Annotated in this window: 21 protein-coding genes; 16 read left to right on the top strand and 5 right to left on the bottom strand. The window is 71.2% G+C overall.

Annotated elements, in window-relative coordinates:
- The first annotated feature begins 105 nt into the window (after positions 1-105).
- Positions 106-942 carry an alpha/beta fold hydrolase gene (locus ACQ9ZG_RS27130; protein WP_109916177.1) on the top strand — a complete coding sequence of 279 codons (837 nt, stop codon included), beginning with the start codon at positions 106-108 and terminating at the stop codon, positions 940-942.
- A 200-nt stretch (positions 943-1,142) separates the two neighbouring features.
- A complete protein-coding gene (locus ACQ9ZG_RS27125; protein WP_018491703.1) occupies positions 1,143-2,672 on the top strand; it encodes a helix-turn-helix domain-containing protein in 1,530 nt (509 codons plus the stop codon).
- 143 nt (positions 2,673-2,815) lie between these two features.
- On the opposite strand, the gene ACQ9ZG_RS27120 is transcribed toward ACQ9ZG_RS27125, so the two are convergent.
- On the bottom strand, positions 2,816-3,016 hold the full coding sequence (locus ACQ9ZG_RS27120) for a site-specific integrase (RefSeq protein WP_375138328.1): 201 nt from the start codon (positions 3,014-3,016) through the stop codon (positions 2,816-2,818).
- Positions 3,017-3,738: 722 nt separating this feature from the next.
- On the opposite strand from ACQ9ZG_RS27120, the gene ACQ9ZG_RS27115 reads away from it, so the two are divergent.
- The 3 genes from ACQ9ZG_RS27115 to ACQ9ZG_RS27105 all read left to right on the top strand — a co-directional run bounded on the left by ACQ9ZG_RS27115 (position 3,739) and on the right by ACQ9ZG_RS27105 (position 6,343).
- The gene (locus ACQ9ZG_RS27115) at positions 3,739-4,188 is read left to right on the top strand and encodes a universal stress protein (RefSeq protein WP_109916176.1); all 450 of its coding nucleotides are present in this window, start codon (positions 3,739-3,741) and stop codon (positions 4,186-4,188) included.
- Positions 4,185-5,255 (top strand): adenylate/guanylate cyclase domain-containing protein, encoded by a 1,071-nt coding sequence (locus tag ACQ9ZG_RS27110; RefSeq protein ID WP_109916175.1) that lies wholly within the window; start codon positions 4,185-4,187, stop codon positions 5,253-5,255. The genes ACQ9ZG_RS27115 and ACQ9ZG_RS27110 overlap by 4 nt, the downstream gene beginning before the upstream one ends.
- Before the next feature lie 287 nt (positions 5,256-5,542).
- Positions 5,543-6,343 carry a CPBP family intramembrane glutamic endopeptidase gene (locus ACQ9ZG_RS27105; RefSeq protein WP_181398284.1) on the top strand — a complete coding sequence of 267 codons (801 nt, stop codon included), beginning with the start codon at positions 5,543-5,545 and terminating at the stop codon, positions 6,341-6,343.
- A gap of 284 nt (positions 6,344-6,627) precedes the next feature.
- On the opposite strand, the gene ACQ9ZG_RS27100 is transcribed toward ACQ9ZG_RS27105, so the two are convergent.
- On the bottom strand, positions 6,628-7,059 hold the full coding sequence (locus tag ACQ9ZG_RS27100) for a winged helix-turn-helix transcriptional regulator (protein WP_109916173.1): 432 nt from the start codon (positions 7,057-7,059) through the stop codon (positions 6,628-6,630).
- A gap of 105 nt (positions 7,060-7,164) precedes the next feature.
- On the opposite strand from ACQ9ZG_RS27100, the gene ACQ9ZG_RS27095 reads away from it, so the two are divergent.
- From ACQ9ZG_RS27095 to ACQ9ZG_RS27085, 3 genes are all read left to right on the top strand, one after another.
- Positions 7,165-7,878 (top strand): DsbA family oxidoreductase, encoded by a 714-nt coding sequence (locus ACQ9ZG_RS27095; RefSeq protein WP_109916179.1) that lies wholly within the window; start codon positions 7,165-7,167, stop codon positions 7,876-7,878.
- A gap of 482 nt (positions 7,879-8,360) precedes the next feature.
- Positions 8,361-9,023, top strand: a complete 663-nt coding sequence (locus ACQ9ZG_RS27090) for an NAD(P)-dependent oxidoreductase (RefSeq protein ID WP_109916171.1) — start codon at positions 8,361-8,363, stop codon at positions 9,021-9,023.
- Positions 9,024-9,091: 68 nt separating this feature from the next.
- On the top strand, positions 9,092-9,814 hold the full coding sequence (locus ACQ9ZG_RS27085) for an SDR family NAD(P)-dependent oxidoreductase (protein ID WP_109916170.1): 723 nt from the start codon (positions 9,092-9,094) through the stop codon (positions 9,812-9,814).
- Positions 9,815-10,188: 374 nt separating this feature from the next.
- Here ACQ9ZG_RS27085 and ACQ9ZG_RS27080 read toward each other — a convergent pair whose 3' ends face one another.
- Positions 10,189-11,622: an endo-1,4-beta-xylanase gene (locus ACQ9ZG_RS27080; RefSeq protein WP_109916169.1), complete on the bottom strand. Its 1,434-nt coding sequence runs from the start codon at positions 11,620-11,622 to the stop codon at positions 10,189-10,191.
- A 1,025-nt stretch (positions 11,623-12,647) separates the two neighbouring features.
- Between ACQ9ZG_RS27080 and ACQ9ZG_RS27075 the strand changes: the two genes are divergently transcribed.
- Both ACQ9ZG_RS27075 and ACQ9ZG_RS27070 read left to right on the top strand, forming a co-directional pair.
- Positions 12,648-13,097 carry an RNA polymerase sigma factor gene (locus ACQ9ZG_RS27075; RefSeq protein ID WP_375138327.1) on the top strand — a complete coding sequence of 150 codons (450 nt, stop codon included), beginning with the start codon at positions 12,648-12,650 and terminating at the stop codon, positions 13,095-13,097.
- Positions 13,094-13,747, top strand: coding sequence for a hypothetical protein (locus tag ACQ9ZG_RS27070; protein WP_258312234.1), 654 nt, complete (start codon positions 13,094-13,096; stop codon positions 13,745-13,747). The genes ACQ9ZG_RS27075 and ACQ9ZG_RS27070 overlap by 4 nt, the downstream gene beginning before the upstream one ends.
- 160 nt (positions 13,748-13,907) lie before the next feature.
- On the opposite strand, the gene ACQ9ZG_RS27065 is transcribed toward ACQ9ZG_RS27070, so the two are convergent.
- Together ACQ9ZG_RS27065 and ACQ9ZG_RS27060 are read right to left on the bottom strand one after the other, a co-directional pair.
- Positions 13,908-14,570 (bottom strand): hypothetical protein, encoded by a 663-nt coding sequence (locus ACQ9ZG_RS27065; RefSeq protein ID WP_109916166.1) that lies wholly within the window; start codon positions 14,568-14,570, stop codon positions 13,908-13,910.
- Positions 14,567-15,127, bottom strand: coding sequence for a zinc metalloprotease (locus ACQ9ZG_RS27060; protein WP_258312233.1), 561 nt, complete (start codon positions 15,125-15,127; stop codon positions 14,567-14,569). The genes ACQ9ZG_RS27065 and ACQ9ZG_RS27060 overlap by 4 nt, the downstream gene beginning before the upstream one ends.
- A gap of 409 nt (positions 15,128-15,536) precedes the next feature.
- On the opposite strand from ACQ9ZG_RS27060, the gene ACQ9ZG_RS27055 reads away from it, so the two are divergent.
- The 6 genes from ACQ9ZG_RS27055 to ACQ9ZG_RS27030 all read left to right on the top strand — a co-directional run bounded on the left by ACQ9ZG_RS27055 (position 15,537) and on the right by ACQ9ZG_RS27030 (position 24,285).
- Positions 15,537-17,006 carry an aldehyde dehydrogenase family protein gene (locus ACQ9ZG_RS27055; protein ID WP_499281313.1) on the top strand — a complete coding sequence of 490 codons (1,470 nt, stop codon included), beginning with the start codon at positions 15,537-15,539 and terminating at the stop codon, positions 17,004-17,006.
- Positions 17,003-18,595, top strand: a complete 1,593-nt coding sequence (locus ACQ9ZG_RS27050; protein WP_032755846.1) for an APC family permease — start codon at positions 17,003-17,005, stop codon at positions 18,593-18,595. The genes ACQ9ZG_RS27055 and ACQ9ZG_RS27050 overlap by 4 nt, the downstream gene beginning before the upstream one ends.
- 71 nt (positions 18,596-18,666) lie before the next feature.
- Positions 18,667-20,226, top strand: coding sequence for a GMC family oxidoreductase (locus ACQ9ZG_RS27045; protein WP_028418062.1), 1,560 nt, complete (start codon positions 18,667-18,669; stop codon positions 20,224-20,226).
- 95 nt (positions 20,227-20,321) lie between these two features.
- Entirely contained in the window at positions 20,322-20,951 is a 630-nt protein-coding gene (locus ACQ9ZG_RS27040) for an alpha-ketoglutarate-dependent dioxygenase AlkB (RefSeq protein ID WP_109916141.1), read from the top strand.
- A gap of 141 nt (positions 20,952-21,092) precedes the next feature.
- On the top strand, positions 21,093-23,612 hold the full coding sequence (locus tag ACQ9ZG_RS27035) for a SpoIIE family protein phosphatase (protein WP_499281312.1): 2,520 nt from the start codon (positions 21,093-21,095) through the stop codon (positions 23,610-23,612).
- A gap of 133 nt (positions 23,613-23,745) precedes the next feature.
- The gene (locus tag ACQ9ZG_RS27030; RefSeq protein WP_109914606.1) at positions 23,746-24,285 is read left to right on the top strand and encodes a hypothetical protein; all 540 of its coding nucleotides are present in this window, start codon (positions 23,746-23,748) and stop codon (positions 24,283-24,285) included.
- The last annotated feature ends 64 nt before the right edge of the window (positions 24,286-24,349 follow it).

The raw sequence follows: 24,349 nt of genomic DNA, 5'->3' as shown, positions 1-24,349 counted from the left end.
GGTGGCCGGACGCCGTCGTCGAACCGCGGTCGCCGTCCGCACGGCAGGCGACAGCGCCCTAGGCTCGTGCGGCGGAAGAGGCTCGTACGGCGGAGGGGTGACGGAGTGAAGGTCAGCGAGAGCGATCTGCGGCTGGAGGACGGCCGCACGCTCCATGTGTACGACACCGGCGGCGACGGCCCGGTCGTCCTCTGGCACCACGGCACGCCCAACACCGGCGCCCCGCCCGCGCCGCTCTTCGCCGCCGCCGAGGCGCTGGGCGTCCGCTGGGTCTCGTACGACCGCCCGGGCTACGGCGGTTCGTCCCCGCTCCCGGACCGGACCGTGGGCTCGGCCGCCCCCGACGTACGGGCGGTCACCGACGCGCTCGACGTCGGCCGGTTCACCGTCCTCGGCCACTCCGGCGGCGGCCCGCACGCCCTGGCCTGCGCCGCCCTACTGGGCGACCGGGTCTTGGGGGTGGCGACGGTGGCGGGCCTCGCCCCGTACGACGCGGAGGGGCTGGACTGGTACGCGGGCATGGTGCCCTCCTCGGCCGCCTCGCTGCGGGCGGCGGCGGAGGGGCGGGCGGCGAAGGAGGCGTACGAGGCGGGCGCGGCCTACGACCCGGACGTGTTCACCGACGCCGACCACGAGGCGCTGGCCTCCACCTGGTCCTGGTTCGACGAGGTGGTGGGCCCGGCCCTGGAGGGCGGCCCGGACGCCCCGGTCACCGACGACCTGGCGTACGTCGCCCCGTGGGGCTTCGACCCCGCGACCATCACAGCGCCCCTGCTCCTGCTCCACGGCGAGGAGGACCGGATCGCCCCCGCCGCCCACAGCCGCTGGCTGGCCGAGCGCTGCCCGACGGCCGAACTGCGGCTCCGCCCGGGGGCGGGGCACATCTCAGTACTGGAGGCGGGAGCGGAGGCGCTGGAGTGGCTGGTGGCCCGGAGGGGGTGAGGTGCGACCGGAGGGGCTGAGGCGCGGCCGGAGGGGGTGAGGCACGGGGAGGGTGTGCGCCCCCGTACGGACGCACGCCCCGCGCCGCTCGACCCCACCCGGGAGACGATGGAACGGCGGACGGCGGGCGTTGCACTCCCGTCACTCGAACGGCACACCCCCACGACAGTCTCATCTCATATCTGAGATAACCTGCCGCCATGTCAGACGACTACCTCGCACGCATCGGCAAGCTCATCCGTGACGCCCGGCAGCACCGGGGCTGGACACAGACGCAGCTGGCCGAGGCGCTCGGCACCAGCCAGAGTGCCGTCAACCGCATCGAGCGCGGCAACCAGAACATCAGCCTTGAGATGATCGCCCGCATCGGCGAAGCCCTCGACAGCGAGATCGTGTCGCTCGGGTACTCCGGGCCCATGCATCTGCGGGTCGTCGGCGGCCGCCGGCTCTCCGGCGCGATCGACGTCAAGACCAGCAAGAACGCCTGCGTCGCGCTGCTCTGCGCCTCGCTCCTCAACAAGGGCCGCACGGTCCTGCGCCGGGTGGCCCGGATCGAGGAGGTGTTCCGGCTCCTGGAGGTGCTCAGCTCCATCGGGGTCCGCACCCGCTGGATCAACGACGGCGTCGACCTGGAACTGATCCCGCCGGCCGAGCTGGACATGACGGCGATCGACGCGGACGCGGCGCGCCGCACCCGTTCGATCATCATGTTCCTGGGCCCGCTGCTGCACCGGATGGAGCAGTTCACCCTTCCGTACGCGGGCGGCTGCGACCTGGGCACCCGCACGATCGAGCCGCACATGATCGCGCTGCGCCGGTTCGGCCTGGAGATCGCCGCGACCGAGGGGCTGTACCACGCGCAGGTGGACCGCTCGGTCTCCCCCGGCCGCCCCATCGTGCTGACCGAGCGCGGCGACACGGTGACCGAGAACGCCCTGCTGGCCGCCGCCCGCCACGACGGCACGACGGTCATCCGCAACGCCTCCTCCAACTACATGGTCCAGGACCTCTGCTTCTTCCTGGAGGCGCTGGGCGTACGGGTCGACGGCATCGGCACGACGACCCTCACCGTGCACGGGGTCCCGCGGATCGACGTGGACGTGGACTACTCCCCCTCCGAGGACCCGGTCGAGGCGATGAGCCTGCTGGCCGCCGCGGTGGTGACCGAGTCCGAACTCACCATCCGCCGGGTGCCGATCGAGTTCCTGGAGATCGAGCTGGCGGTCCTGGAGGAGATGGGCGTCGACTGCGACCGCACCCCGGAGTACGCGGCCGACAACGCCCGGACCCGCCTGGTGGACCTCACCGTCCGGCCCTCCAAGCTGGAGGCGCCGATCGACAAGATCCACCCGATGCCGTTCCCCGGCCTCAACATCGACAACGTCCCGTTCTTCGCGGCCATCGCGGCCGCCGCGCACGGCCAGACCCTGATCCACGACTGGGTCTACGACAACCGCGCGATCTACCTCACCGACCTCAACCGCCTCGGCGGCCGCCTCCAGCTCCTCGACCCCCACCGCGTCCTGGTCGAGGGCCCCACCCGCTGGCGCGCCGCCGAAATGATGTGCCCACCCGCGCTGCGCCCGGCGGTGGTGGTCCTGCTGGCGATGATGGCGGCCGAGGGCACCTCCGTACTGCGCAACGTCTATGTCATCAACCGGGGTTACGAGGAGCTGGCGGAGCGGCTCAACTCGGTGGGGGCGCAGATCGAGATCTTCCGGGACATCTGATACGTGAATGCCGCCGCACCCCGCCTGACCTGCCATACAGCGGGTCAGGGATGGGTGCGGCGGCATGTCTGGGACTTCTCCGGGACTTGGGGCCTGCGGCGGGCTACGAGCCACGCTCCACGGGCGCAGGCGACCGGTCGCGGCTACGCGAAGACCGCGTCGATGGCGGCGCTACCTCGTGCGCCGGCGCGGGGCAGGAAGTGGGAGTACTTCCGCAGCGTGAACCCGGGGTCGGAGTGCCCCAGCCAGCGTGCCAGGGAGACGACCGATTCGCCGGCCTCCAGCTCCTCGGAGGCGAAGAAGTGGCGCAGGAAGTGGAAGCCGTGCTCCCGGGAGGGTCCCACACCCGGGCACCGACCGCGCTGCCCGCGTCCAGCGCGGCGATCACCCCCTGCCGCGGCCGGAGCGAGGGCCCGGTACCGGTCGGCAGGGCCTCCCGCACCGCCAGGGCCGGTTCGGGCGGCCGCGCGGTCACCGCTGCGGGTGGGCCGACAGTGGCTCGCGATGTGGTCCTTGGGGGATATGGCCCCGTCCCGGGGATCGTCGAAGTCCAGGGGTCGTCGAACTCGCCTCGGCGTGCATCGGACTGGGCCCGGGCGAGCCAGGTCTTGGCGTCCTGGAGTGCGTCGAAGCGACGGTCCTCGACGCCGGGGATGCCCTTGACTCGGTACCGGGTGCGCTTGACGCACATGGCGGTGCGGTCGCGTTCGCCGGTTCCCGGGTTCGGGCGCTTCTTCAGAACTGGCGGGCTCCGGCCCGCGGCCCTCGCGAGCACATGGGCGAAGTCGTCCAAGCCGCCACCGGCTCGCTGTCCCACCAGCAGACAGCGGACCTGAACTTGACACGACAGATGTGACCACCGGCTACACCGGAGTCCGTGGCATCGCGCACGCGGACGACCGGTACCCGGTGATCCCCCTCCGGCCCCTTTGCCGACGTGGTGCGCTGCCGCCGTCGGCCCGTACGGGCGATGTGAGGTGTGTCTCGGCGCCGCCGCGGACGGCCCCACGCCGCTCTCAATCACCTTACTTTGAAGTAAGTTAGCTCGAAGAGAAGGGAGTTGAAGATGGATGCACAGAGAACGGTTCTGGTCGGCACTGACGGGTCGGCCTCTTCGTTCACCGCCGTCGAGCGTGCTGCACGCTTGGCGGCGGACACCCGTGCGGACCTGGTGATCGTCTGCGCCTATCAGCCCTTGTCCGGGCCGGAGCTGGTGCGGGCTCAGGAGGAACTGGGCGAGGAGGCTTACCAGGTAGTGGGTTCCGCGCCCGCGGAGGAGAGCCTGCGGGCCGCTCGCGCCCGTGCCGAAGCCCAGGGGGCGGCGCATGTGCAGCTGCGGGCCGTGGAGGGCGACCCGGTCACGGTGCTCGTGCGGGTGGCACGGGAGTGCTCGGCCGACCTGCTGGTGGTGGGAAACCGGGGACTGCGATCCTTGGCCGGCCGCCTCCTGGGGTCGGTGCCCGCCGACGTCGCGCGGAAGGCAGGCGTGGACGTGCTCATCGTGCACACCACATGAGCACGCCGCCGGGCGACGACGTCGCAACTACGGCCTGGGACAAGCCGGAAGAACAGGATGACGCCGGGCGGGCGGAGCGCGACCCTGTCGAATCGGTGCTGCTCGGACCCCGCAGGTGGACTCGGTCCGAGGTTGCCGAACGGGCCGGGGTCGGAACCGAACGCACTGCGCAGATCTGGCGTGCCCTGGGGTTCCCCGCCGTCGCCGATGAGGAGCGGGCGTTCACGGACGCCGACGTGGACGCGTTGCGGGCCGGTGAAAGGCTCATCCGGGCAGGGGTCATCACCGCGGAGGGTGAGACGATGATGGCGCGGGCTCTGGCCCACCATCTGTCCCGGCTGGCCGAGTGGCAGGTCCACACCCTGGCCTCCCAGATCGCAGCCGCCGACGGCCGCGGGGCGGAGGAACTGGCCCTGTCCCTGCTCCCGGAAATGGAACTGCTGCAACGTCATGTGTGGCGCCGCCATCTGGCCGCCCACGCCGCACGAACGCTCTCGCAGGACAGCTCCCGGCCATACGCGTACGGGGAGGGGCCCACGCCGGAGACCTGTCCGGACCCGGCCGACGGCCTTCGCGTGCTCTGTCGGGCGGTGGGGTTCACCGACATGGTCGGGTACACCCGAATGACCCAGGGGCTGGACAGCCCGCAACTTGCCCGGATGATCGACCGGTTCGAGGAGCTGACCACGGGCGTGATCGCCGACGGGCGGGGACGGGTCGTCAAGACGATCGGCGACGAGGTCCTCTACGTGGCCGATCGCGCCGACGAGGCGGCAGGCATCGCCCTGGAGATCGCCTCCCGCACCGAGGCCGATCCCGAGCTGCCCCGGGTGCGGAGCGGTCTGGCGCACGGAGCCGTCCTCAGCCGGTTCGGCGACGTATACGGCGGCACGGTGAACACGGCGGCGCGCCTCACGGCTCTGGCCCGCCCCGGCACCACGCTGGTGGATACCGGACTGGCCGCCGAACTCGCGCATCTGCCCCGCTACACCCTGAGAGCACTGCGGCCCGTGGCCGTCCGCGGTTACAGGCGGCTGCGCCCCGTGCTCCTGAGGCCGGCCCTCTGACGACGGTTCCGCGCCTTGCGGCAAGGCAAGCCGCCTTGCCGCAAGGCGGCGCCGTCACCATGAAGCGCCTCCTCGTCCGCGTCGACCGCACCGCACCCTGCCTCCGGCCCGCCGGCAGTTCCCCGTTCGGAGCAGCCCCTCCGCCCAGAACGGGCGCGGTCCACGTGTCGGGGAGAGGTTGATCGGAGCAACAACGCTTCGACCGAAGGAGTAGGCGGATGAGGCAGAGAGACTCCGAGCGGCTTCGGAACGCTTCCGGTACGACGGCACCGGCAAGTTCGTGGTTCATGGCAGTTCTCGCTGTGACGGTGTCCCTGACCGTCGGGCTGGCCGTTGGGCACTTCTTCGTACGGGGTGCCGGAATCGAGTCCGGCACCCACAGGGAGATCGCGCTGTGGTCCATCGCGGCCTTCCTCCCCGCTCTCCTGGTGCTCTCGATCTGGGTGAGGGCGACCGAGGGGAGGAGTCTTCTCGGGCTGTGCTTCGGGGGCGAACACCGGGTGCGCAAGGCCGTGCTCGGCACCGTGACCGCCGCAGTCTTCTTCCTCGTGCTCAATACGGTGGCGGGGATCCTGGCGGGAGACGGGCCGGACGGGGACGCCGGAGACGGAGCGACGGTCTCCTTGGCCATGGGAGCACTGCTGCTGCTCGGAGTCGCCGTGCAGTCCTCCACCGAGGAGGTCCTCTTCCGCGGCTACCTACTCCCGGTCCTGCGTCATCGCTGGGGAACCGCGGCAGGTGTGCTGGGCAGCTCGGCGCTGTTCGGATGTGCGCACATGTTCAACAAAGGAGCCTCGGCCTCCTACGTGTTCATGACGTTTCTCATCGGTGTCGCCCTGGCCCTGTGGGCGACCGCAGACGGCAACATCTGGCGCACCTGCGCCTTCCACACCACATGGAACTTCATCCCGAGCCTGTTCACCCCTGACGGCCAGACCTCCGACGACACGGCGGCGGGGCAGACAGTCGCCGCGGTGATCGTTCTGATCGCCGTGATCCTGTGTGCCCTGTGGAACGTGCGCCGCGCCCGCCCCGCACACCGCGCCTCTGACGGGGCAGCCGCACCGGAAGCTGACGTCCTTCCCTGAGCAGATTACGGATCGTGTGCCGGCAGGAGGGGGTGAGGAGGTCACGGACGCTCACTCGCACGAAGATCTCAGGCCGGCCACCGAGCCGCACACCGTCACCGGGATGTCGGGCAGCGACGGAGATCACCGGAATGCCGCACGGGCTGATCCGCCGGACGGCCCGGCGACCGGGTCACCGCAACTACGTCCGCGGTGGAGGCCACCGGGGATCCTCCTCGCCCGGCCGGCGACGGGGAGTCGGGGGGCCGTGTGTGTCGCCGCAGTCGGTGACGGTCTCCGGTAGCTCAGGCGCGTGCACCCGTGACCGGCTGCGCGGAGGTCGTGCGGGCCCGGTTCGCACGGATCTCGTCGTGGTGGGCGGCGGCCCAGCCGACCAGGGACGTGGCGATCTCGTGGAGGCCGCGACCGAGCGGGGTCAGGGTGTACTCGACGCGCGGGGGCACTTCGGCATAGGCGGTGCGGGAGATGAGGCCGTCCTGCTGGAGTTGGCGCAGGGTGAGGGTGAGCATGCGCTGGGAGATCCCGGGAACTTGGCGCTGCAGGTTGGTGTAGCGCAGCGGGCCGGGTTCCAGGACGGCGATCAGCAGCAGGCTCCATTTGTCGCCGACGCGGTCCAGGACCTCGCGGATGAAGGCCATGTGCTCGGCGGGGATCGCCGTGCACGGCCCGACCGCCGCCGCCCCACCGGTCGCCTTCGGCTGGCTGCCCCGTTCCATCACGCACATTCCTCTCCGGCACGCACATCGGTGTGCCTTTTGTATCGCTTTTCATACTGGTCCACCATGGCGTTACGAACAAGTCGTAAGAATTGGAGGTGCGTGGTGAAGGTGGACATCTGGTCCGAGGTGACATGCCCCTGGTGCGGACTGGGCCGTCACCGTCTGCAGCGGGCCGTGGAGCGGTTCGAGCACGCGGGCGAGGTGGGGGTGGTCCACCACTCGTTCCCGCTCAGCAGCAGCTTCCCCGAGGACCGCACCTTCTCCGTCCGCGAGGCCCTGCTGCGACGGCACGGTGTGGGCGGCGGTCAGGCCGATGCGTCGACACGGCGGATCGAGGCACTGGCCGCAGCCGAGGGACTGAGCCCGTACCGAGTGCTGGACAACCAGGTCGGCAACACCGACCTGGCCCACGAGTTCCTCGCCCACGCCTCCGCCCACGGCAAGAACCAGGAAGCGTGGGACGTGATCTTCGGCGCCTACTTCGGCCGGGCCCAGCCCGTCTTCTCCCTGGACGACCTGCTCGCGCTCTCCGACACCCTGGGCCTGGACCGCGAGCAGACCCGGCAGGCCCTCGCCGAGCGCCGCTACCGGGCACAGGTCCGCGATGACGCGGCCCATGCTCAGCGCCTCGGCGCGACGGGCGCCCCGTTCATCGTCGTCGACAGCCGCTACGGCGTCCCCGGCGCCCAGGACAGCGACACCCTGCTCGACCTGCTCCGCAGGGCCTGGAACGACACCTACCCCCTCGCCCCCGTCGCCGGTGGCGACGCCCCGGCCTGCGGCCCGGACGGCTGTGCCGTCCCCGCGCACGGCTGAATCCCCCATAGCCCCCGTGATCCGGAACCAGGATGTCCGACGAACCTCCTGCTGCGGGTCCTGCGGGGACTGCCGGCCACGGTATGCGCGACGGCCGTCGTCATAAGGACGGCTCAGCTCGTCGACAGGCTCGTCGGCGCTCCTCCCTACGCCGAGGGCCTCGCCCCGGGCACGGTCCGGCTGATCAGCGCGGCCGAGCCGGCCGCCGCGCTCGGCCTCGTCCTGCCCGCCACCACCGGGCATCGCGGCGGTCCTCACCCCGCTCACCGCGCTCGCCCCCGCGGTGCGGACGGCGCTGATCGGTACCTTCCGCGTCCGCCGCCGGGAGTACAGCGCGATCGGTGTGAACGCCGTGCTGCTGGTCCTGGCCGTCGAAGTGGTCTGGGGGCGCTTCGGCCCGTACTCCGTCCGATCCTTCCGCATCCGTCCCCGGCCGGCTCATGCCAGCCGGCTCTACGCACGATGAAAGGCGATGACTTCCCATGGTCGACCTGCTCGTCCTGGGCGGCAGCGGCCGCACCGGCGCCCACGTCCTGGCGCAGGCCGCCGCACGTGGCCACCGCGTCCGCGCCCTCGTCCGCGACCCCTCCGCCGTCCACGCCCCGGCCGGTGTCGAGCTGATCCAGGGCACGCCCGCGAACATCGACGACATCCGCGAGGCCGCCCACGACACCCGGGCGGTGATCAGTGTGCTGAACAACGCCCGCGCCTCCGACAACCCCTGGGCCAGGCCGGTCAGCCCGCCGATGTTCATGACCAATGCTGCCCGCGACACCCTGACCGTGATGGCCGAGCAAGGCATCCGCCGGATCATCCTGGCCTCCTCACAGGGCGCCGGCGACGACTGGGCCCGCCTCAACCCGCTGATGAAGGCATTCATCAACCTGTCGAACATCAAGGCCGGGTTCACCGACCACACCGGCGTCGAACGGGCCGTGCGCGCCTCCGACACAGACTGGACCCTCGCCCGCGCCGTCGCCCTCACCGGCAGACCCGCCACCGGCCCCCTGCACGCCGGCGACGCCAACGTCACCACGCCCGGACGCTGGATCAACCGCGCCGACCTCGCCCGCTTCCTCCTCGACTCCGTCGACCAGGGCGCCTGGACCCACCGCGCCCCTCTGGTCTGGAACGCCCGCGGCTGACCCGCCCCATCCACCACGAACCCCCGCTGAACAGCAAGAACACCCCAGAAGCCCGAGGAGACATACCCATGTCCGACACGCCCAAGGTCCTCGTCGTCTTCGGAGCCGGCACCGGGCTCGGCGCCTCCGTCGCCCGCCGCTTCGCTCGCGAAGGCTTCCGCGTCGCCCTTGTCGCCCGCCGCAAGCACCGCCTCGACGCACTCGTCGAACAGCTCATCGGCGAGGGCATCGACGCGGCGGGATTCACCGCCGACCTCTCCCAGCCCGCCGGGGTACCCGCCCTCATCGACGCCGTCCGCGGACGGTTCGGCCGCATCGACGTCATCGAGTACGGGCCGATCAGCGGTGAGCAGAGCTTCGCCCCCGCCACCAAGCTGGACGCCGCCACCTTGCAGAAGGACAGCCCTCTTCTCCTGCTCACGCCGGTCGAGGTGGTCCGCGCGGTGCTGCCCGAATGGGCCGAGCGCGGCGACGGCGCGTTCCTGATGACCACCGGCCACACCGCCGTGGCCCCGCGGCCCTACATGAGCGGCGTCGGCCCGCTCATGGCCGCCGCCCGCAACTGGCTGTACTCCCTCAACGGCGAACTCGCCGACATCGGCGCCTACGCCGGCACCCTGTCCATCGCAGCCTTCATCGCCCGCAGCGAGACGGGAGAGTCGGCCGCCTCCGCGATGCCCGACCAGGTCGGCCCGCTCGTCGACCCCGACGACCTCGCCCAGCACTACTGGGACTTGTACACCAAGCGCGACCGCATCGAGCAGATCCACCCCCGGCCGACCGCCGGGTGATCCGGCGCAGGCCCGTCATCACGTGCCGGCCTGCTGGTCCGGCGTCGGCCGTTCGAGCAGGTCAGCGATCGACAATTCCTCATCATGGCAGTTCAGCGCGCCGGCTGTTCTCTTCCAGGACATCTGACACGACGATGCCGCCGCCCCCCGTCCGACCCGTCGGGCCGCGAGTCGGGTAGGGGGCGGCGGCATCTCCGGGGTTTCGAGCCGCGGGGGTCGGCGACCACACTCCGCAGCCGCGCCGAGCCCGTCGGCCCGGTCCCCCGTTACCCCGCACATCGAGCGGCGCCCCCGCCGCTACGCGCTGCCTTCAGGCCCAGGGCGGCGCCCCTCGGAGGAGACGCCGCCTTCCCTCGGCCGGGAGCACGCCCGCGTCAGGCGCGGGTCCAGCGCTGGTTGTTGCCGTTCGAGCAGGAATAGAGCTGGATGGAGGTGCCGTTGGCGGTGCCCCTCCCGACTGCGTCGAGGCAGAGGCCGGACTGGACGCCGACGATGCTCCCGTCGGAGTTGAGACGCCACTTCTGGTTGTCGCCGCCCCAGCAGCTGTAGATCTGGACCCTGGCGCCGTTGGCGCTGCCGGCGGCGTCCAGGCACTTGCCGTCGTAGACCCTCAGCTCACCGGTGGCGGTGTGGGTCCACTTCTGGTTGGCGCCGCTGCCGCAGTCCCACAGCTGAACCTGAGTGCCGTCGGAGGTACTGGAGTTGGGCACATCGAGGCACCGGCCCGATTCCACGCCCTTGATCGTGCCGCCGCCTTCGGCGGGCGGTGTGGTGGAGCCGCCGTTGAGCGCGTTGAGGACGGCGGAGTAGGCGGCCTTCTTGCTGCCGTCACCGTTGAACAGCAGCGGCGTGTCACTCGCCCGCCAGGAGTCGGTGTCGCGCACTCCCCAGACGGTGATGCCGAGGCAGCGCGGGACGGCCAGGCAGTCGTTGGTGACGTTGGCGTAGGTCGTCGACGAGGCTCCCTGGATGTCGAGTTCGGTGACGGCCACGTCCACGCCGAGAGCGGCGAAGTTCTGGAGCGTGGTGCGGAAGTTGCTGTTGTAGGGGCTGCCGCTGTTGAAGTGCGCCTGGAATCCGACGCAGTCGATGGGTACGCCTCGCTGCTTGAAGTCCCTGACCATGTTGTACATGGCCTGGGTCTTCGCCCAGTTCCAGTTCTCGACGTTGTAGTCGTTGTAGCAGAGCTTGGCGTTCGGGTCGGCGACACGTGCGGTCCGGAAGGCGACCTCGATCCAGTCGTTGCCGGTCCGCTGCAGGTTGGAGTCCCGACGGGCCCCCGAGTTGCCGTCGGCGAACGCCTCGTTCACGACGTCCCATTGGACGATCTTGCCCTTGTAATGGGCCATCACCCCGTTGATGTGCTCGATCATCGCCTGACGCAGCGTGCTGCCGCTGAGGTTCTGCATCCAGCCGGGTTGCTGGGAGTGCCAGGCGAGGGTGTGGCCGCGCACCTGTTTGCCGTTCTGGACCGCCCAGTTGTAGACGCGGTCGCCGGCTGTGAAGTTGAACTGGCCCCGCTGCGGCTGGGTGGCGTCCAACTTCATCTCGTTCTCCGCCGTCACCATGTTGAACTCACGGTTGGCGATCGAGGTGTAGGCGGATTCACCGAGCTTGCCCGAGGCGATGGCGGTACCGAAGTACCGGCCGCTCTGCGCCGCCGCGGCGCCCAGTGTGTTCTCGGCGGCCTGTGCGTCCGGCGGCGCGACCAGCGCGGTAGCCACCAGAGGGATGCTGACGGCGAAGGACAGCGCCAGACTGCGGATTCTCCGGCGGACCGCAGGTCCGGGAAGTGCGTACGAGCCCATGGGTGTGCCTCCAGGGTGGATGTCACGGAAGGGCTGAGGCGCAGCGGAGTTGCTCCGGCCGCCCTCGACGGGCTGGGCGGCCGCACGGGCACCGTGCCGGTCGTCGGGCGTACGCACCGGACAGCGGTGGTGTTCCGGACCTCGCTGTCAGGAAGCGGATGGCACAGGTGCTCGGCTGCGCGGATCAGTCATGCGGGTGCGTGTACAGATGCGGGTGCGGTGGGTCTGCCGCACTGCGGCACGGATCGCTCCGGTGCGGCGCGGCGGGACGCCGGGAACTGGCAACGGCGTCCTAGACAGGGATGATTGAGGCGCTGACGGTACATCGTCAATAGCCAAGCAGATAGAAAATTTCGCCTCACTATCGAAAGTTTCGAAGCACTCAATGGGCGAGTAGCGACCTCGGAAAACTGCGAGAACCTCGCTTCCGGCGTCGCCCATCAGGCATTACATCTCCTCCCACGGGTTCCGCACCCTCCACGAACGACACTTCGCACCATCCAGTTCGGCACTACGCCTTGACGAAGAGCCACACCCTTCCTAGCTTGTGGCGCGAAGTCTTCGAAAATTATTCGAAACTTTTCGAGTGGGACTGCTCTGCGATTCGTGAGTGTCCCGCTTCCCGAGAGGAGGTCCGATGCAGCCCCATGGCCTGCCCCGGCCCACACCGAGGGCCCCGCCCACAGCCCTTAGCACCGGGTCGGTCGTCGGGCTCGCGGCGGAGCGGGCCGGACCGCTCCGGAGGGGCTGTGGCCCTCCAGGGTTCCGAGCCCCGCCGTCGAAGCAGGGCCCGGAAACGGCCTGGAGGTCCGGGGAGGGCAGCGGAGTCCGCCGACAGCCCGGAAGGGTCTGTCGCCCCTGCGGGCCGGCCCCTGCGAAAATGCGGGCCCATCGTTGTTCCCGGGGACTGTAAGGACGTGCGGCTCCCACGACATGTACGGGGTGTGGAGACCATTCAGACCGGAAGCGACCGTGAACGCGCCGCGCGATTCACGGCTTTGTATGTGCAGGACCACCCACGTGTGATGGCCTTCGTACTGCGGCGTCTGGGTGCACGCGCCGCCGCGGAGGAACTGACCGCCGAGGTGTTCCGGATCGCCTGGGAGCGCGTCCTCGGGGGCGGCGGGGATGTCACGAGTGGCTGGCTGTTCGTCACCGCGCGGAATCTGCTGGGCAACCACTACCGTGCCATGGCCCGCCTGACGGAACTTCACCGGCGCATCAGCGACGAGCTGGACCGCCCGTCGGTGTCAGATGAGGGATCCGCCGTCCTCGACACGCTCGACCGCCTTCCCGTACGCCACCGGGAGGTTCTGCTCCTGAGCTACTGGGACGGGCTGAGCGCCGCGGAGACCGGTGAGGTCCTCGGCTGCAGCGGGGCGGCGGTCTGGGTCCGGCTGCACCGTGCCCGCAAGGCGTTCCGAGACCTGTACGCAGAGCCCGTTCAGCCCGAGCAGTCCGAGGAGTCGGCATGATCCGAGTGAAGTCACTGGTTGGAGCCGCCAACCCCGTCCCGGTACCGGAGAGGGAACAGCAGCCGGACGGGCTGTCGGCCCGGGCCCTCACCGAACTGGCAGCCCTGGTCGGAACCCCTACGCCGTCGGCAGCCCCTCGCCGGACTCCCCGGCGCCGTCTGCTGATCGCCGCCGGTGCCTGTACGGTCGCCGCCGCCGTGGTCGTCGGCGTCACCGCCGTGCTGAGCGGCCTGGAAGAACCGGGCGGCGGCCCCCTGGCGGACGAGCCGTTCTACGCCTCCACGGCCGAGTTGGAAGAAGAGGCGGACCTGATCGTTCTGGCGCGGCTCGGAGCCGGGCGTGAGGAGACGGCCGACGACAGCGACAGAACGGTCGCCACGGCGGTGGTCGCCGCGACCGCGAAGGGCGCGGATCCGGGCCGTACGGTCGAGGTGTCCTACACGACACCCGGGTCGGGCCCGGAGACCGCCGACCTCACCGAGGGCAAGGAGTACGTCCTCCTGCTCGACGCGCAGGACGACGGCCGCTTCACCCTGGTGAACACCACACAGGGGGTGTACGAGGTGAACGGCGGCCGGGCGGTCGCGGGCGCGGACAACGACGTGACGCTGAGCAGCGGTGTGCTCAAGGCCCTCCGTCTGACTTCCTAGGGTGTCGTCCCGGGGCACCGGCGGTCGGCACCAACGCCGCAGAGGCGCGTACCCCCACCGCTGATGCGGACCGGTCGAAGCACATCAGCCGTCCGGCCCAGGGCGGCTGCTGCCGCACACCGTGCGTGCGTGGCAGCAGCCGCCCTCCGGGTGCCGTGGGTCAGCGGGCGCTGCCGATCGTGCGCGCCTTGGCAGCCAGTTGGCCGACGCTCCCGGCGTTGCCGAATCCGTCGTCGGCCACCGCCTCGACCTTCTCACCGGGGGTGACGGTGTAGAGCGCCTGTGTCGGGTTGAGCAGGTCGTAGGGTGCCTGGGGACCGTGGTCGGCGAGCATCAGCACGTACTCGGTCGTGCCCTTCACGAGGTGCGTGGTCTGCTCCTCCTTGTAGGTGACGCCGTCCACCGTGCCGCCGAGCTGGCTCACTTCGACGGTGTCACCTGCCTCGACACCCCCGGCGGGGCCGGAGAGCACTTCGGCGACCTTGACGGTGGAGACCGTGACGATCACCGGGTCGACCTCCGCCGCCTCTTCCGGCGAGACTCCCGCCTGCGGATTGGCGGCGGGATCGTCACCCTCCGACGCCTCGGGGAGCAGTTCCCTCACCTGCGCCCCGACGACCGTCCCCCTGATGATGACGTCGGATTCCTCGATGACCTCGTCGATGGAGTCGTAGGCCGGATAGTCCGCCTCGTAGGCGACGACGTTCGATTCCCCTTCGGAGCCGTTCCCCGCCTTGGACGTGCCTTCGAGCGAGCATCCGGCGAGGGCGACGGCGGCCACGAGCGCCGACCCGCCGACGAGGATATTCCTTATCGCGGTCACTTGTAGATCCTCTTCACTTCGGAGACATCGTACGAAAGGGGCGCCTGCACGGTCGCGCGATTGCGGTTGTGCTTCATCAGCGATGCCTTGGTCGTGTTCGGATTGTCGTCCAGACTCAGCGCGTGTCCGAGTTCATGAGTGGTGGTGCTGCGGCACCATTCCGTCATCTTCGAACCGGACTTCTCGGCGAGCCTCTTGGCATTCACCTTGATCGCGAATATGCGATTGATCGGGCGAAATCCGGACGGAGAGTAGAGGCCGTACCAGCTTTCGTTGTAGCGGCCCGCCGTGAAGGTGGCCTTGGCGCTGGACTTCCGTCCGATGTTCGTCCCGGCGCCCGATCCGTTCCAGTTGCTGCGGCCACGGTCGAGGAAGCCGACCCAGGTGTCGTTGATGCCCACAGCCTTCACGTTGAAGGACCGGCTGGGCATTCCGCCGCTGTAGTAGTCGGCGTGGGCTGTCGTCGCCGCCCCCAGGCTCAGGGTCACGGTCAGCGCGACGGTCAGCGTCGCACAGGAAGTGATTTTGGCCGTGTTGCGCCCATATCTCTGCTTCAAGGGATTCCCCCGTGGAAATTCGACGCGCGGATGATTCCGCGCCTGCCGGCAGGGCCAACCCGGGGAAAGGACTCCCCGGGATTGATAGTAGAGATTCCACTTTCCGCCCGAGGTGTACTGCCCCTGCCCCGTCCCAGGCGAACGCATTGCCGAGTCTATGTGTCGACGAGCGAACGGGCAACGATGAATCCGTATCATCCGGGACCGGCAGCCGAAAAGTCGAACGAAGCAGAGAATGAGGAATCTGAACCTCCTTTTCCGGTCTCTCCCAGCGGGGTCGCCGTTCGCAGCGGGCACCGGCATTCGGACCAGGAGGTGAGCGCGAGGCCGTCCGCGCTGCGCCCCCGCCCCGCTCCGCTTACTCTCTGTCGTGGAGTCGCCACAGAGGGCGCCGGGAGCAGGAGGAGCCATGCCGGAGCTGTTCATCGGCGGCCGGTGGACCGCCGCCGCCGACGGGGGGACGCGGGAGATCCGCTGTCCGGCCGACGGCACGCCGGTCGCCACCGTCGACGAGGGCGGGCCCGAGGACGCCCGGGCGGCCGTCGCCGCCGCGCGGCTGGCCTTCGACGAGGGGCCCTGGCCGAGGACGCCGGCCGCCAGGCGCGGGCGGCTGCTGCTGCGGGTGGCAGAGCTGCTGGAGCGCGACAGGGACACCTTCGCGCGGGCGGAGTCGCTGGACACCGGGAAGCGGCTGGTGGAGAGCGCGTACGACATGGACGACATCGCCAACTGCTTCCGATACTTCGGCAACCTCGTCTCCGCCGGGTCCACCGACCGGGTCGTCGACACCGGGACGGCGGACGTGGACAGCCGGATCGTGTACGAGCCCGTCGGCGTCTGCGCGCTCATCACCCCGTGGAACTACCCGCTCCTCCAGACCGCCTGGAAGGTCGCCCCGGCCCTCGCGGCCGGCAACACGTTCGTGCTCAAGCCGAGCGAGCTGACCCCGCACACCGCCGTCCTGCTCATGGGGCTGCTCGTCGAGGCCGAGCTGCCGGAGGGGGTCGCCAACCTGGTGCTCGGGACGGGGGCGGCCGTGGGGGCGCCGCTCACCGAGGACCCGCGGGTGGACATGGTGTCGTTCACCGGCGGGCTGGCCACCGGGCGGGCCGTCATGGCGGCCGCCGCGCCGACGGTGAAGAAGGTGGCCCTGGAACTGGGCGGCAAGAACCCCAACATCGTCTTCGCCGACGCCGACTTCGACACCGCCGTCGACTACGCGCTGATGGCGGTCTTCCTGCACGCGGGGCAGGTCTGTTCCGCCGGGGCGCGGCTGCTGGTGCAGGACGAGCTGCACGACCGGTTCGTGGACGAGCTGGTGGCGCGGGCGGGCCGGATCAGGCTCGGCGGGCCCTTCGACGAGGACGCCCGCAGCGGCCCGCTGATCTCCGCCGCCCACCGCGACAAGGTCGAGGCCTACGTGGCCGAGGGCATCGCCGAGGGCGCCGTACTGCGGTGCGGGGGCGCGCGGCCCGACGATCCGGCGCTGGCGGACGGCTTCTACTACCCGCCGACCGTGCTGGACGAGTGCCGCTCGGCCATGTCCGTGGTGCGGGACGAGTCGTTCGGGCCCGTCCTCACGGTGGAGCGGTTCCGGGACGAGGACGAGGCGGTACGGCTGGCCAACGACACGGTGTACGGGCTGGCGGGCGCGGTCTGGACGCGGGACGCCGGACGCGCCCACCGGGTGGCCGCGCGGCTGCGCGCCGGGACCGTGTGGATCAACGACTTCCACCCCTACGTACCGCAGGCGGAGTGGGGCGGTATGAAGCAGTCCGGTTTCGGGCGGGAGCTGGGGCCGACGGGGCTCGCGGAGTACCAGGAGGCCAAGCACATCTGGCGCAATGTGGCCACCGTCCCGCAGCGGTGGTTCGAGTGAGCCGCGCCGAGGGGTCAGGTGGCGCCGAAGGGTCCGGCGGCCCTCGCGGCCGTACGGTCGACAGCAGCTCCGACGACGCCGCGCTCGGGGAGCTGGGCTACCGGCCCGAACTCAAGCGCACGCTCGGCAACTTCCACACCTTCGCCGCCGGGATCAGCTACATCTCGATCCTGACCGGCACCTTCCAGCTCTTCTACTTCGGCGTCACCTTCGGCGGCCCCGCCTACTGGTGGTCCTGGCCGATGGTCTTCTGCGGGCAGCTGATGGTGGCCCTGTGCTTCTGCGAGCTGGCGGCCCGCTATCCGGTGGCCGGTTCGGTCTACAACTGGGCCAAGAAGATGGGCGGCCCGCACGTGGGGTGGCTCGGCGGCTGGATGATGATGACGGCCACCATGGTCACCCTGTCGGCGGTGGCACTGGCCTACCAGATCACGCTGCCGCAGATCGACGGGTGGTTCCAGTTCGTCGGGGACGGCAGCGGGCAGAACGACCAGGCGGCCAACGCCGTCCTGCTCGGCACGGTGCTCATCCTCTTCTCCACCCTGGTGAACGCGTTCGGCGTCAAGCTGATGGCCCGGATCAACTCCGCGGGCGTCTTCATCGAGCTGATCGCCGCCGTCGCCCTGATCATCTTCCTCGCCGCCCACATCACCCGGGGACCCAGCACCGCCCTGACGGAGACGTACGGGCTGGGCAGCGGCACCGGCCTCGGCTACCTGGGCGCGTTCCTCACCGCCTCGCTGGCCTCCGCGTACGTCATGTACGGCTTCGACACCGCCTCCTCCCTCGGTGAGGAGTCGCACGACCCGGGCCGCAACGCGCCCCGCGCCATCCTGCGGGCGCTCATCGCCTCGTTCCTGATCGGCGCGTTCATCCTGCTCTTCGCGCTGCTCTCGGTGCCGGACCTGAAGGCGGAGGAGCTGTCGACGGGCGGACTGCAGTACGTGGTGCTGGCGACGCTCGGGGAGACCGTCGGGGAGATCTTCCTCTGGGCGGTGGTCGTCGCGATCACCGTCTGCGTCCTCGCCGTGCAGGCGGCCGGCATCCGGCTGATGTTCGCCATGGCCCGGGACAACAACCTGCCCGCCGGATCGAAGCTGGCCCGGGTCAGCCCCCGGTTCCGGACGCCGGTGGTGCCCGCCGTGGTGATCGGGGTGGTCGGCGTGGTGATCCTGGTGGTCAACATCAACCAGCCGCAGATCTTCTCGGTGATCACCAGCATCGCGATCATCATGATCTACGTGGCCTATCTGATGGTCACCGTGCCCATGCTGCTGCGCCGGCTGCGCGGCACCTGGCAGCCGCGCGAGGGCGCGTTCTCGCTGGGCCGCTGGGGGCTGCCGGTCAATGTGCTCGCGGTGCTCTGGGGCACGGCGATGGCCCTCAACCTGGCCTGGCCGCGTGCCGAGGTCTACAACGCCACGGGGCCGCAGCACTGGTATCTGCGGTGGGGCGCCTTCCTGTTCATCGGGGTCGTCGCGCTGGGCGGCTTCGCCTACTACTGGTTCGTCCAGCGCCACCGTACGGGCGTGCTCGCCGAGCACCGGTCCCAGCCGGCGGACCCCACCGTTCCGCCGTCCCGCCCCTGAGCCCCCGCTCCCCCGACCCGGCCCTCTCGACCCCGGCCCCTGAACCCTCCCCCTGGATCCCTGGAGACGCGATGCCCGAGGAGAGTCCTGTGCCCACCTACGACTACGTCGTGGTCGGCGGCGGTACGGCGGGTGCCGTCGTCGCCGCCCGGCTCAGCGAGGACCCGGACGTCACCGTCTGCGTCCTGGAGGCCGGGCCCTCGGACGTCGGGGACGACAGCGTCCTGCGGCTGGACCGCTGGATGGCGCTGCTGGAGTCCGGCTACGACTGGGACTATCCGGTCGAGCCGCAGGAGTACGGCAACAGCTTCATGCGCCACGCCCGCGCCAAGGTGCTCGGCGGCTGCTCCTCGCACAACTCGTGCATCGCCTTCTGGGCCCCGGCCGAGGATCTCGACGAGTGGGGCGCCCTGGGGTGCACGGGGTGGAGCGCGGCGGAGTGCTTCCCGCTCTACCGGCGGCTGGAGACCAACGACGCGCCCGGCGACCATCACGGCCGTTCCGGCCCGGTCACCATCCGCACGGTCCCGCCCGCCGACCCGTGCGGCCGGGCCCTGCTGGAGGCGTGCGCCGAGGCCGGCATCCCCACCACGCCGTTCAACACGGGCTCCACGGTGGTCAGGGGTGCGCACTGGTTCCAGATCAACGCCCGCGAGGACGGCACCCGGGCCTCGGCCTCGGTCTCGTATCTGCATCCCGTCCTGGGGAAGCGGCCCAACCTGGAGGTGCGGACGGGGCTCCAGGCGAAGCGGCTGCTCTTCGAGGGGGAGCGCTGCGCCGGAGTGGAGTACCTGGAGCCCGACACCGTCCACAGCGGCCGGGTGCGCGCCCGGCGCGAGGTGGTCGTGGCCTGCGGGGCGATCGACTCCCCCAAGCTGCTGATGCTCTCCGGGATCGGCCCGGCCGAGCACCTGCGGGAGAGCGGGGTGGAGGTCCGGGTGGACTCCCCCGGCGTCGGCTCGCACCTCCAGGACCACCCGGAGGGCGTGATCATGTGGGAGGCGAAGCGGCCGATGGTCACCGCCTCCACCCAGTGGTGGGAGATCGGCGTCTTCGCGGACACGGAACCGGGGCTGGACCGGCCGGACCTGATGTTCCACTACGGCTCGGTGCCGTTCGACCTCAACACCTACCGGCGCGGCTACCCCACCTCGGAGAACGCCTTCTGCCTCACCCCGAACGTCACCCGCGCCCGCTCCCGGGGCACGGTCCGCCTCCGCACCCGGGACTTCCGGGACAAGCCGCGGGTCGATCCGCGCTACTTCACCGACGAGCACGACGTACGGGTGATGACGTACGGGCTCCGGCTGGCGCGGGAGATCGTCGCGCGGCCCGCGATGGCCGACTGGGCGGGGACGGAGCTGGCCCCGGGCCCGGGCGCCACCACGGACGCGGAGCTGTTCGCGTACATCCGCGAGACCCACAACACCGTCTACCACCCGGCGGGGACGGTCCGGATGGGTCCGGCCGGCGACCCGGACTCGCCGCTCGACCCGCAGCTGCGGGTCAAGGGGGTCACCGGACTGCGGGTGGCGGACGCGTCGGTGATGCCGCTGCTGACCACGGCCAACCCCTGCATCACCACCATGATGATCGGCGAGAAGTGCGCCGATCTGATCAGGGGGAAGTGAGGGCGCGGGAGCGCCGATCCGGTGGCGGAGGGCCGAGGGCCCGCCCGGGGAGCGCGTGTTCGCACATGTGTGCGAAAAAGCGCTACGCTCGCCCCATGGCCCTTCATCTGCAGACCTCGCTCTTCGACCAGACGGACGAGGTCGCCGTCCGCCCCCTGGACGGGGTGCGCCGCGAGCAGCTGGGCGACGGCGCCTGGATCGACGTGTTCCCGCAGTGGCTCCAGGGGGCCGACACCCTGTTCGAGGCGCTGGTCCGCGATGTGGCCTGGCGCGCCGAGGAGCGGGTCATGTACGAGCGGGTGGTGGCGGTCCCCCGTCTGCTGGCCTTCTTCGGGCGGCGCGACCCCCTGCCGCACCCCGCGCTGGAGACCGTCCGCACGGCGCTGGGGGCGCACTACGGGGCCGAGCTCGGGGAGCCGTTCACCACGGCCGGGCTCTGCCTCTACCGGGACGGCCGGGACGGGGTCGCCTGGCACGGCGACACCGGCGGCCGGGGGTCCACGGAGGACACGATGGTCGCGATCCTCTCGCTGGGCGCCCCCCGCCATCTGGCGCTGCGGCCCCGCCGCCCGGGCCCCGTCCCCGTACGCCGGCCGCTCGGCCACGGCGACCTGATCGTCATGGGCGGCAGCTGCCAGCGCACCTGGGAGCACGCGGTCCCGAAGACGGCGCGGGCAGTGGGGCCCCGGATCAGCGTCCAGTTCCGCCCCGACGGGGTGCGCTGAACGCTCCGGCGTACGCCGGGCGTCGCACGGCCGACGGCAGGCCCGGGCCCCCTCGATCGGCCCCGGCGGGGGCGCACCGCAGTTGTGCCGACCCCCGGCAGGGCGGATTCTGAAGACCATGGACCAGGCCGGTGTGGCGCGGTGAGCGCGACCAGAGCGGCGGACGCCGCCGACTTCCGCGGCCCCCTGGACATCAGCAGGGCGGCCACGGTGGTCCTGGACGGCCGGGACACGGTCGTCGGGTGGAGTCCGGCCGCCACCGCGCTGCTCGGCTACAGCCCGCGGGAGGCCGCCGGACGGCCGCTGAGCGCGTTCCTCGGGCCCCCGCCGGCCGAGGGCACGCTCCCGGGCGTCTCGGACCGCCCGGCCGCGGCGGGCGCACCGGCCGCCTCGGGCTCCCCGGCGCGCCCCGGGCCCGGTCCGCCGCCCACCGGCCATGAGATCCGCGTCGCCCGTCACCGGGACGGCCACGAGCTGCTGGTGGTGACGGCCCTGTGCCCGCTGGCCGGTGCGGGGGACGGCGGGGCGCCGGGGCGGGTGCTCGTCGCGGCCGGGCTGGGCGGGCTGCGGCAGTGGGAGTCCCGGCTCGCGCTGCTCCAGGGGCTCGCCACCCAGTCGCCCGTCGGGCTGGCGATCTACGACACCGACCTCCGGCTGACCTGGAGCAACACCGCCTACGAGCGGGAGATCGGCAAGCCGCTCGCGGAGTACCTGGGGAAGCGGGCCGACGAGCTGTACTCCGGGGGCCGCTTCGTGACCCCGGGGTATCCCGCGACGCTCGACGCCGTGATGCACCACGTGATCGACACCGGTGAGCCCGTCCTCGACCTGCACTTCCAGGGCATTCCGCCGAGCGACCCGGGCACCGAGCACCTGTGGTCGTGCTCCTACTACCGGCTGGAGGACGCCCAGGGCCATGTCTTCGGGGTCTGCGAGGACTCCTTCGACATCTCCGACCGGCAGCGGGCCCAGCGGCGTCTGGCCCTGCTGGTGGAGGTCGGCCGCCGGATCGGGACCGTCCTGGACGTGGTCACCACGGCCGAGGAGATCGCCGAGGTGACCGTGCCGGAGTTCGCCGCCGCCGTACGGGTCGACGTCGCGCGGGTGACGGTGATGAGCGGGGAGCTGCCCGCGACCGGGGGTCCGGCGGCGATGGACCTCCTGCGGGTGGGCGAGCACTCCGTGGACCCGGCGGCGGCCGACGCGGCAAAACCGCTGCGTCCGGGGGCGCCGGGGAATCCGGCCGACCGCTACCCCCCGGTCGCCTATCCCCCGGGCTCTCCGCAGGACCGCAGTCTGGCCTCGGGCGGTCTGGTGCTCGACGACAACGTCCTGGTCGTGCCGTTGCGCGTCGGCGGCAGCGTGCTGGGGCTCGTCACCTTCGTCCGGAGTCCGCGCCCCCGGGTCTCCGGCCGGCCGCTCGCCCACGGCCCCGCCACCACCTTCGACAACGGCGAGGTCGCCCTGGCCGACGAGCTGGCCGGCCGGGCGGCGGTCTGCATCGACAACGCCCGCCGCTTCACCCGGGAACGCTCCGCCTCGCTCGCCCTCCAGCGCCAGTTGCTGCCCCACCATGTGCCGCCGCAGTCGGCGGTCGACATCGCCTACCGCTATCTGCCCTCGGACGATGTGACGGGGGTCGGCGGGGACTGGTTCGACGTGATCCCGCTCTCCGGCACCCGGGTCGGTCTGGTGGTCGGGGACGTGGTCGGCCACGGCCTCCAGGCGGCCGCCACCATGGGGCGGCTGCGCACGAGCGTGCGGGCCTTCGCCCAGCTGGACATGGCCCCGGACGAGCTGCTGACCCGGCTGGACGACCTGGTGGGGCAGCCGGGCGTGCCGCAGGGCCCGCCCTCGGACGCGTACGACGAACTGACCACGGGGGCGACCTGTCTGTACGCGGTCTACGACCCGGTCTCGCGGCGGTGCGTCATGGCGCGGGCCGGGCATCTGCCGCCCGCGGTGGTGCACCCGGACGGGCGGGTGACCTTCCCGGACCTGCCGGCCGGGCCGCCGCTGGGGCTCGGGGGGCTGCCCTTCGAGTCCCTGGAGATCGAGCTGCCGGTGGGGAGCCTGCTGGCGCTGTTCACGGACGGGCTGGTGGAGGCCCGGGACCATGACATCGACCAGGGGCTCGCCGCGCTGGGCCGGGTGCTCGGCACTCCGGCCGCCTCGCTGGACGAGCTGTGCGACCGGGCGGTCTCCGCGCTGGTGCCGGACGCCACGACCGCCGACGACACCGCCCTCCTGCTGGCCCGGACCCGGCAGCTGGACGGGAGCCGGGTCGCCGAGTGGGAGCTGCCCGCCGAGGCGGTGACGGTGGGCCGGGCGCGCGAACTGGCCACCGGGCGGCTCGCCGCGTGGGGGCTGGAGGAGCTGTCGTTCGCCACCGAGCTGGTCGTCAGCGAGCTGGTCACCAACGCGGTGCGGTACGGCGGCGGGCCGCTGCGGTTGCGGCTCATCCGGGACCGCACGCTGCTCTGCGAGGTCGCGGACACCGGCCACACCTCGCCGCATCTGCGGCACAGCGCGGAGGACGACGAGGGCGGGCGCGGGCTGTTCATCGTCGCCCAGCTCGTCCAGCGGTGGGGCACGCGCTACACCCCGGCCGGAAAGACCATCTGGACGGAACAGGCCTTCCCTCCCGCCGAGTTCGGCTGATTCCGGCCACTTTTCCCGGCCCTGGCGGACCCCTTTGTTGACAACATCAACTTCTTTGGACTTAGGTGTGCCTTACCTAAGTCGACTGGGTGTCCGTGGTTCTGGTTCCGATGCCGAGAAAGGTGCTCACCCGATGAGTGCTGTCCCCTCCACCCGTACCGTCGCCCGCACGGGCCTCGCCCTCTTCTCCGCCGCCGCCCTGGCGCTCACCCTCTCCTCCACCGCCGCCGCGGCGACCGGGACCCGCACGATCACCGACGGGGGCACCACCTACAACCTGTCGCTGACCGCCCCCGACACGGCGAACGCCGCCGGGCAGAACATCACCGTCACCGGCAGCGGTTACAACGGCTGGCAGGGCGTCTACGTCAGCCTCTGCGTGGTGGACGGGGCGCAGGGCGCCAACAAGCCCTCCCCGTGTCTCGGCGGCCAGGACGAGTCCGGCACCACCGGCGCCTCGCACTGGGTCTCCAACCTGGGCGGCGGCGTCCTGCCCAACAGCTCGGCCTTCGGCACCGGCGGCACCTTCAGCGTCCAGATCCACGTCAAGGCCGACCTCGGCGGCGGCAACATCTGCGGCGACACCGTCGAGTGCGCCATCGTGACCCGCGCCGACCACACCGACACCAACGACCGCAAGTACGACGTCCACGCACCGATCGACTTCGTGTAGGACACCAGCCATCGGCCCGGTCCCGGCGTCTCCGCCGGGGCCGGGCTCCCCGCGTCGTGACGAG

The organism is Streptomyces araujoniae (genome assembly GCF_050871195.1).
Lineage (GTDB): Bacteria > Actinomycetota > Actinomycetes > Streptomycetales > Streptomycetaceae > Streptomyces > Streptomyces bacillaris.
The sequence above is the reverse complement of the archived record's forward strand: the minus strand, read 5'-3'. Positions and strand labels throughout refer to the sequence as shown.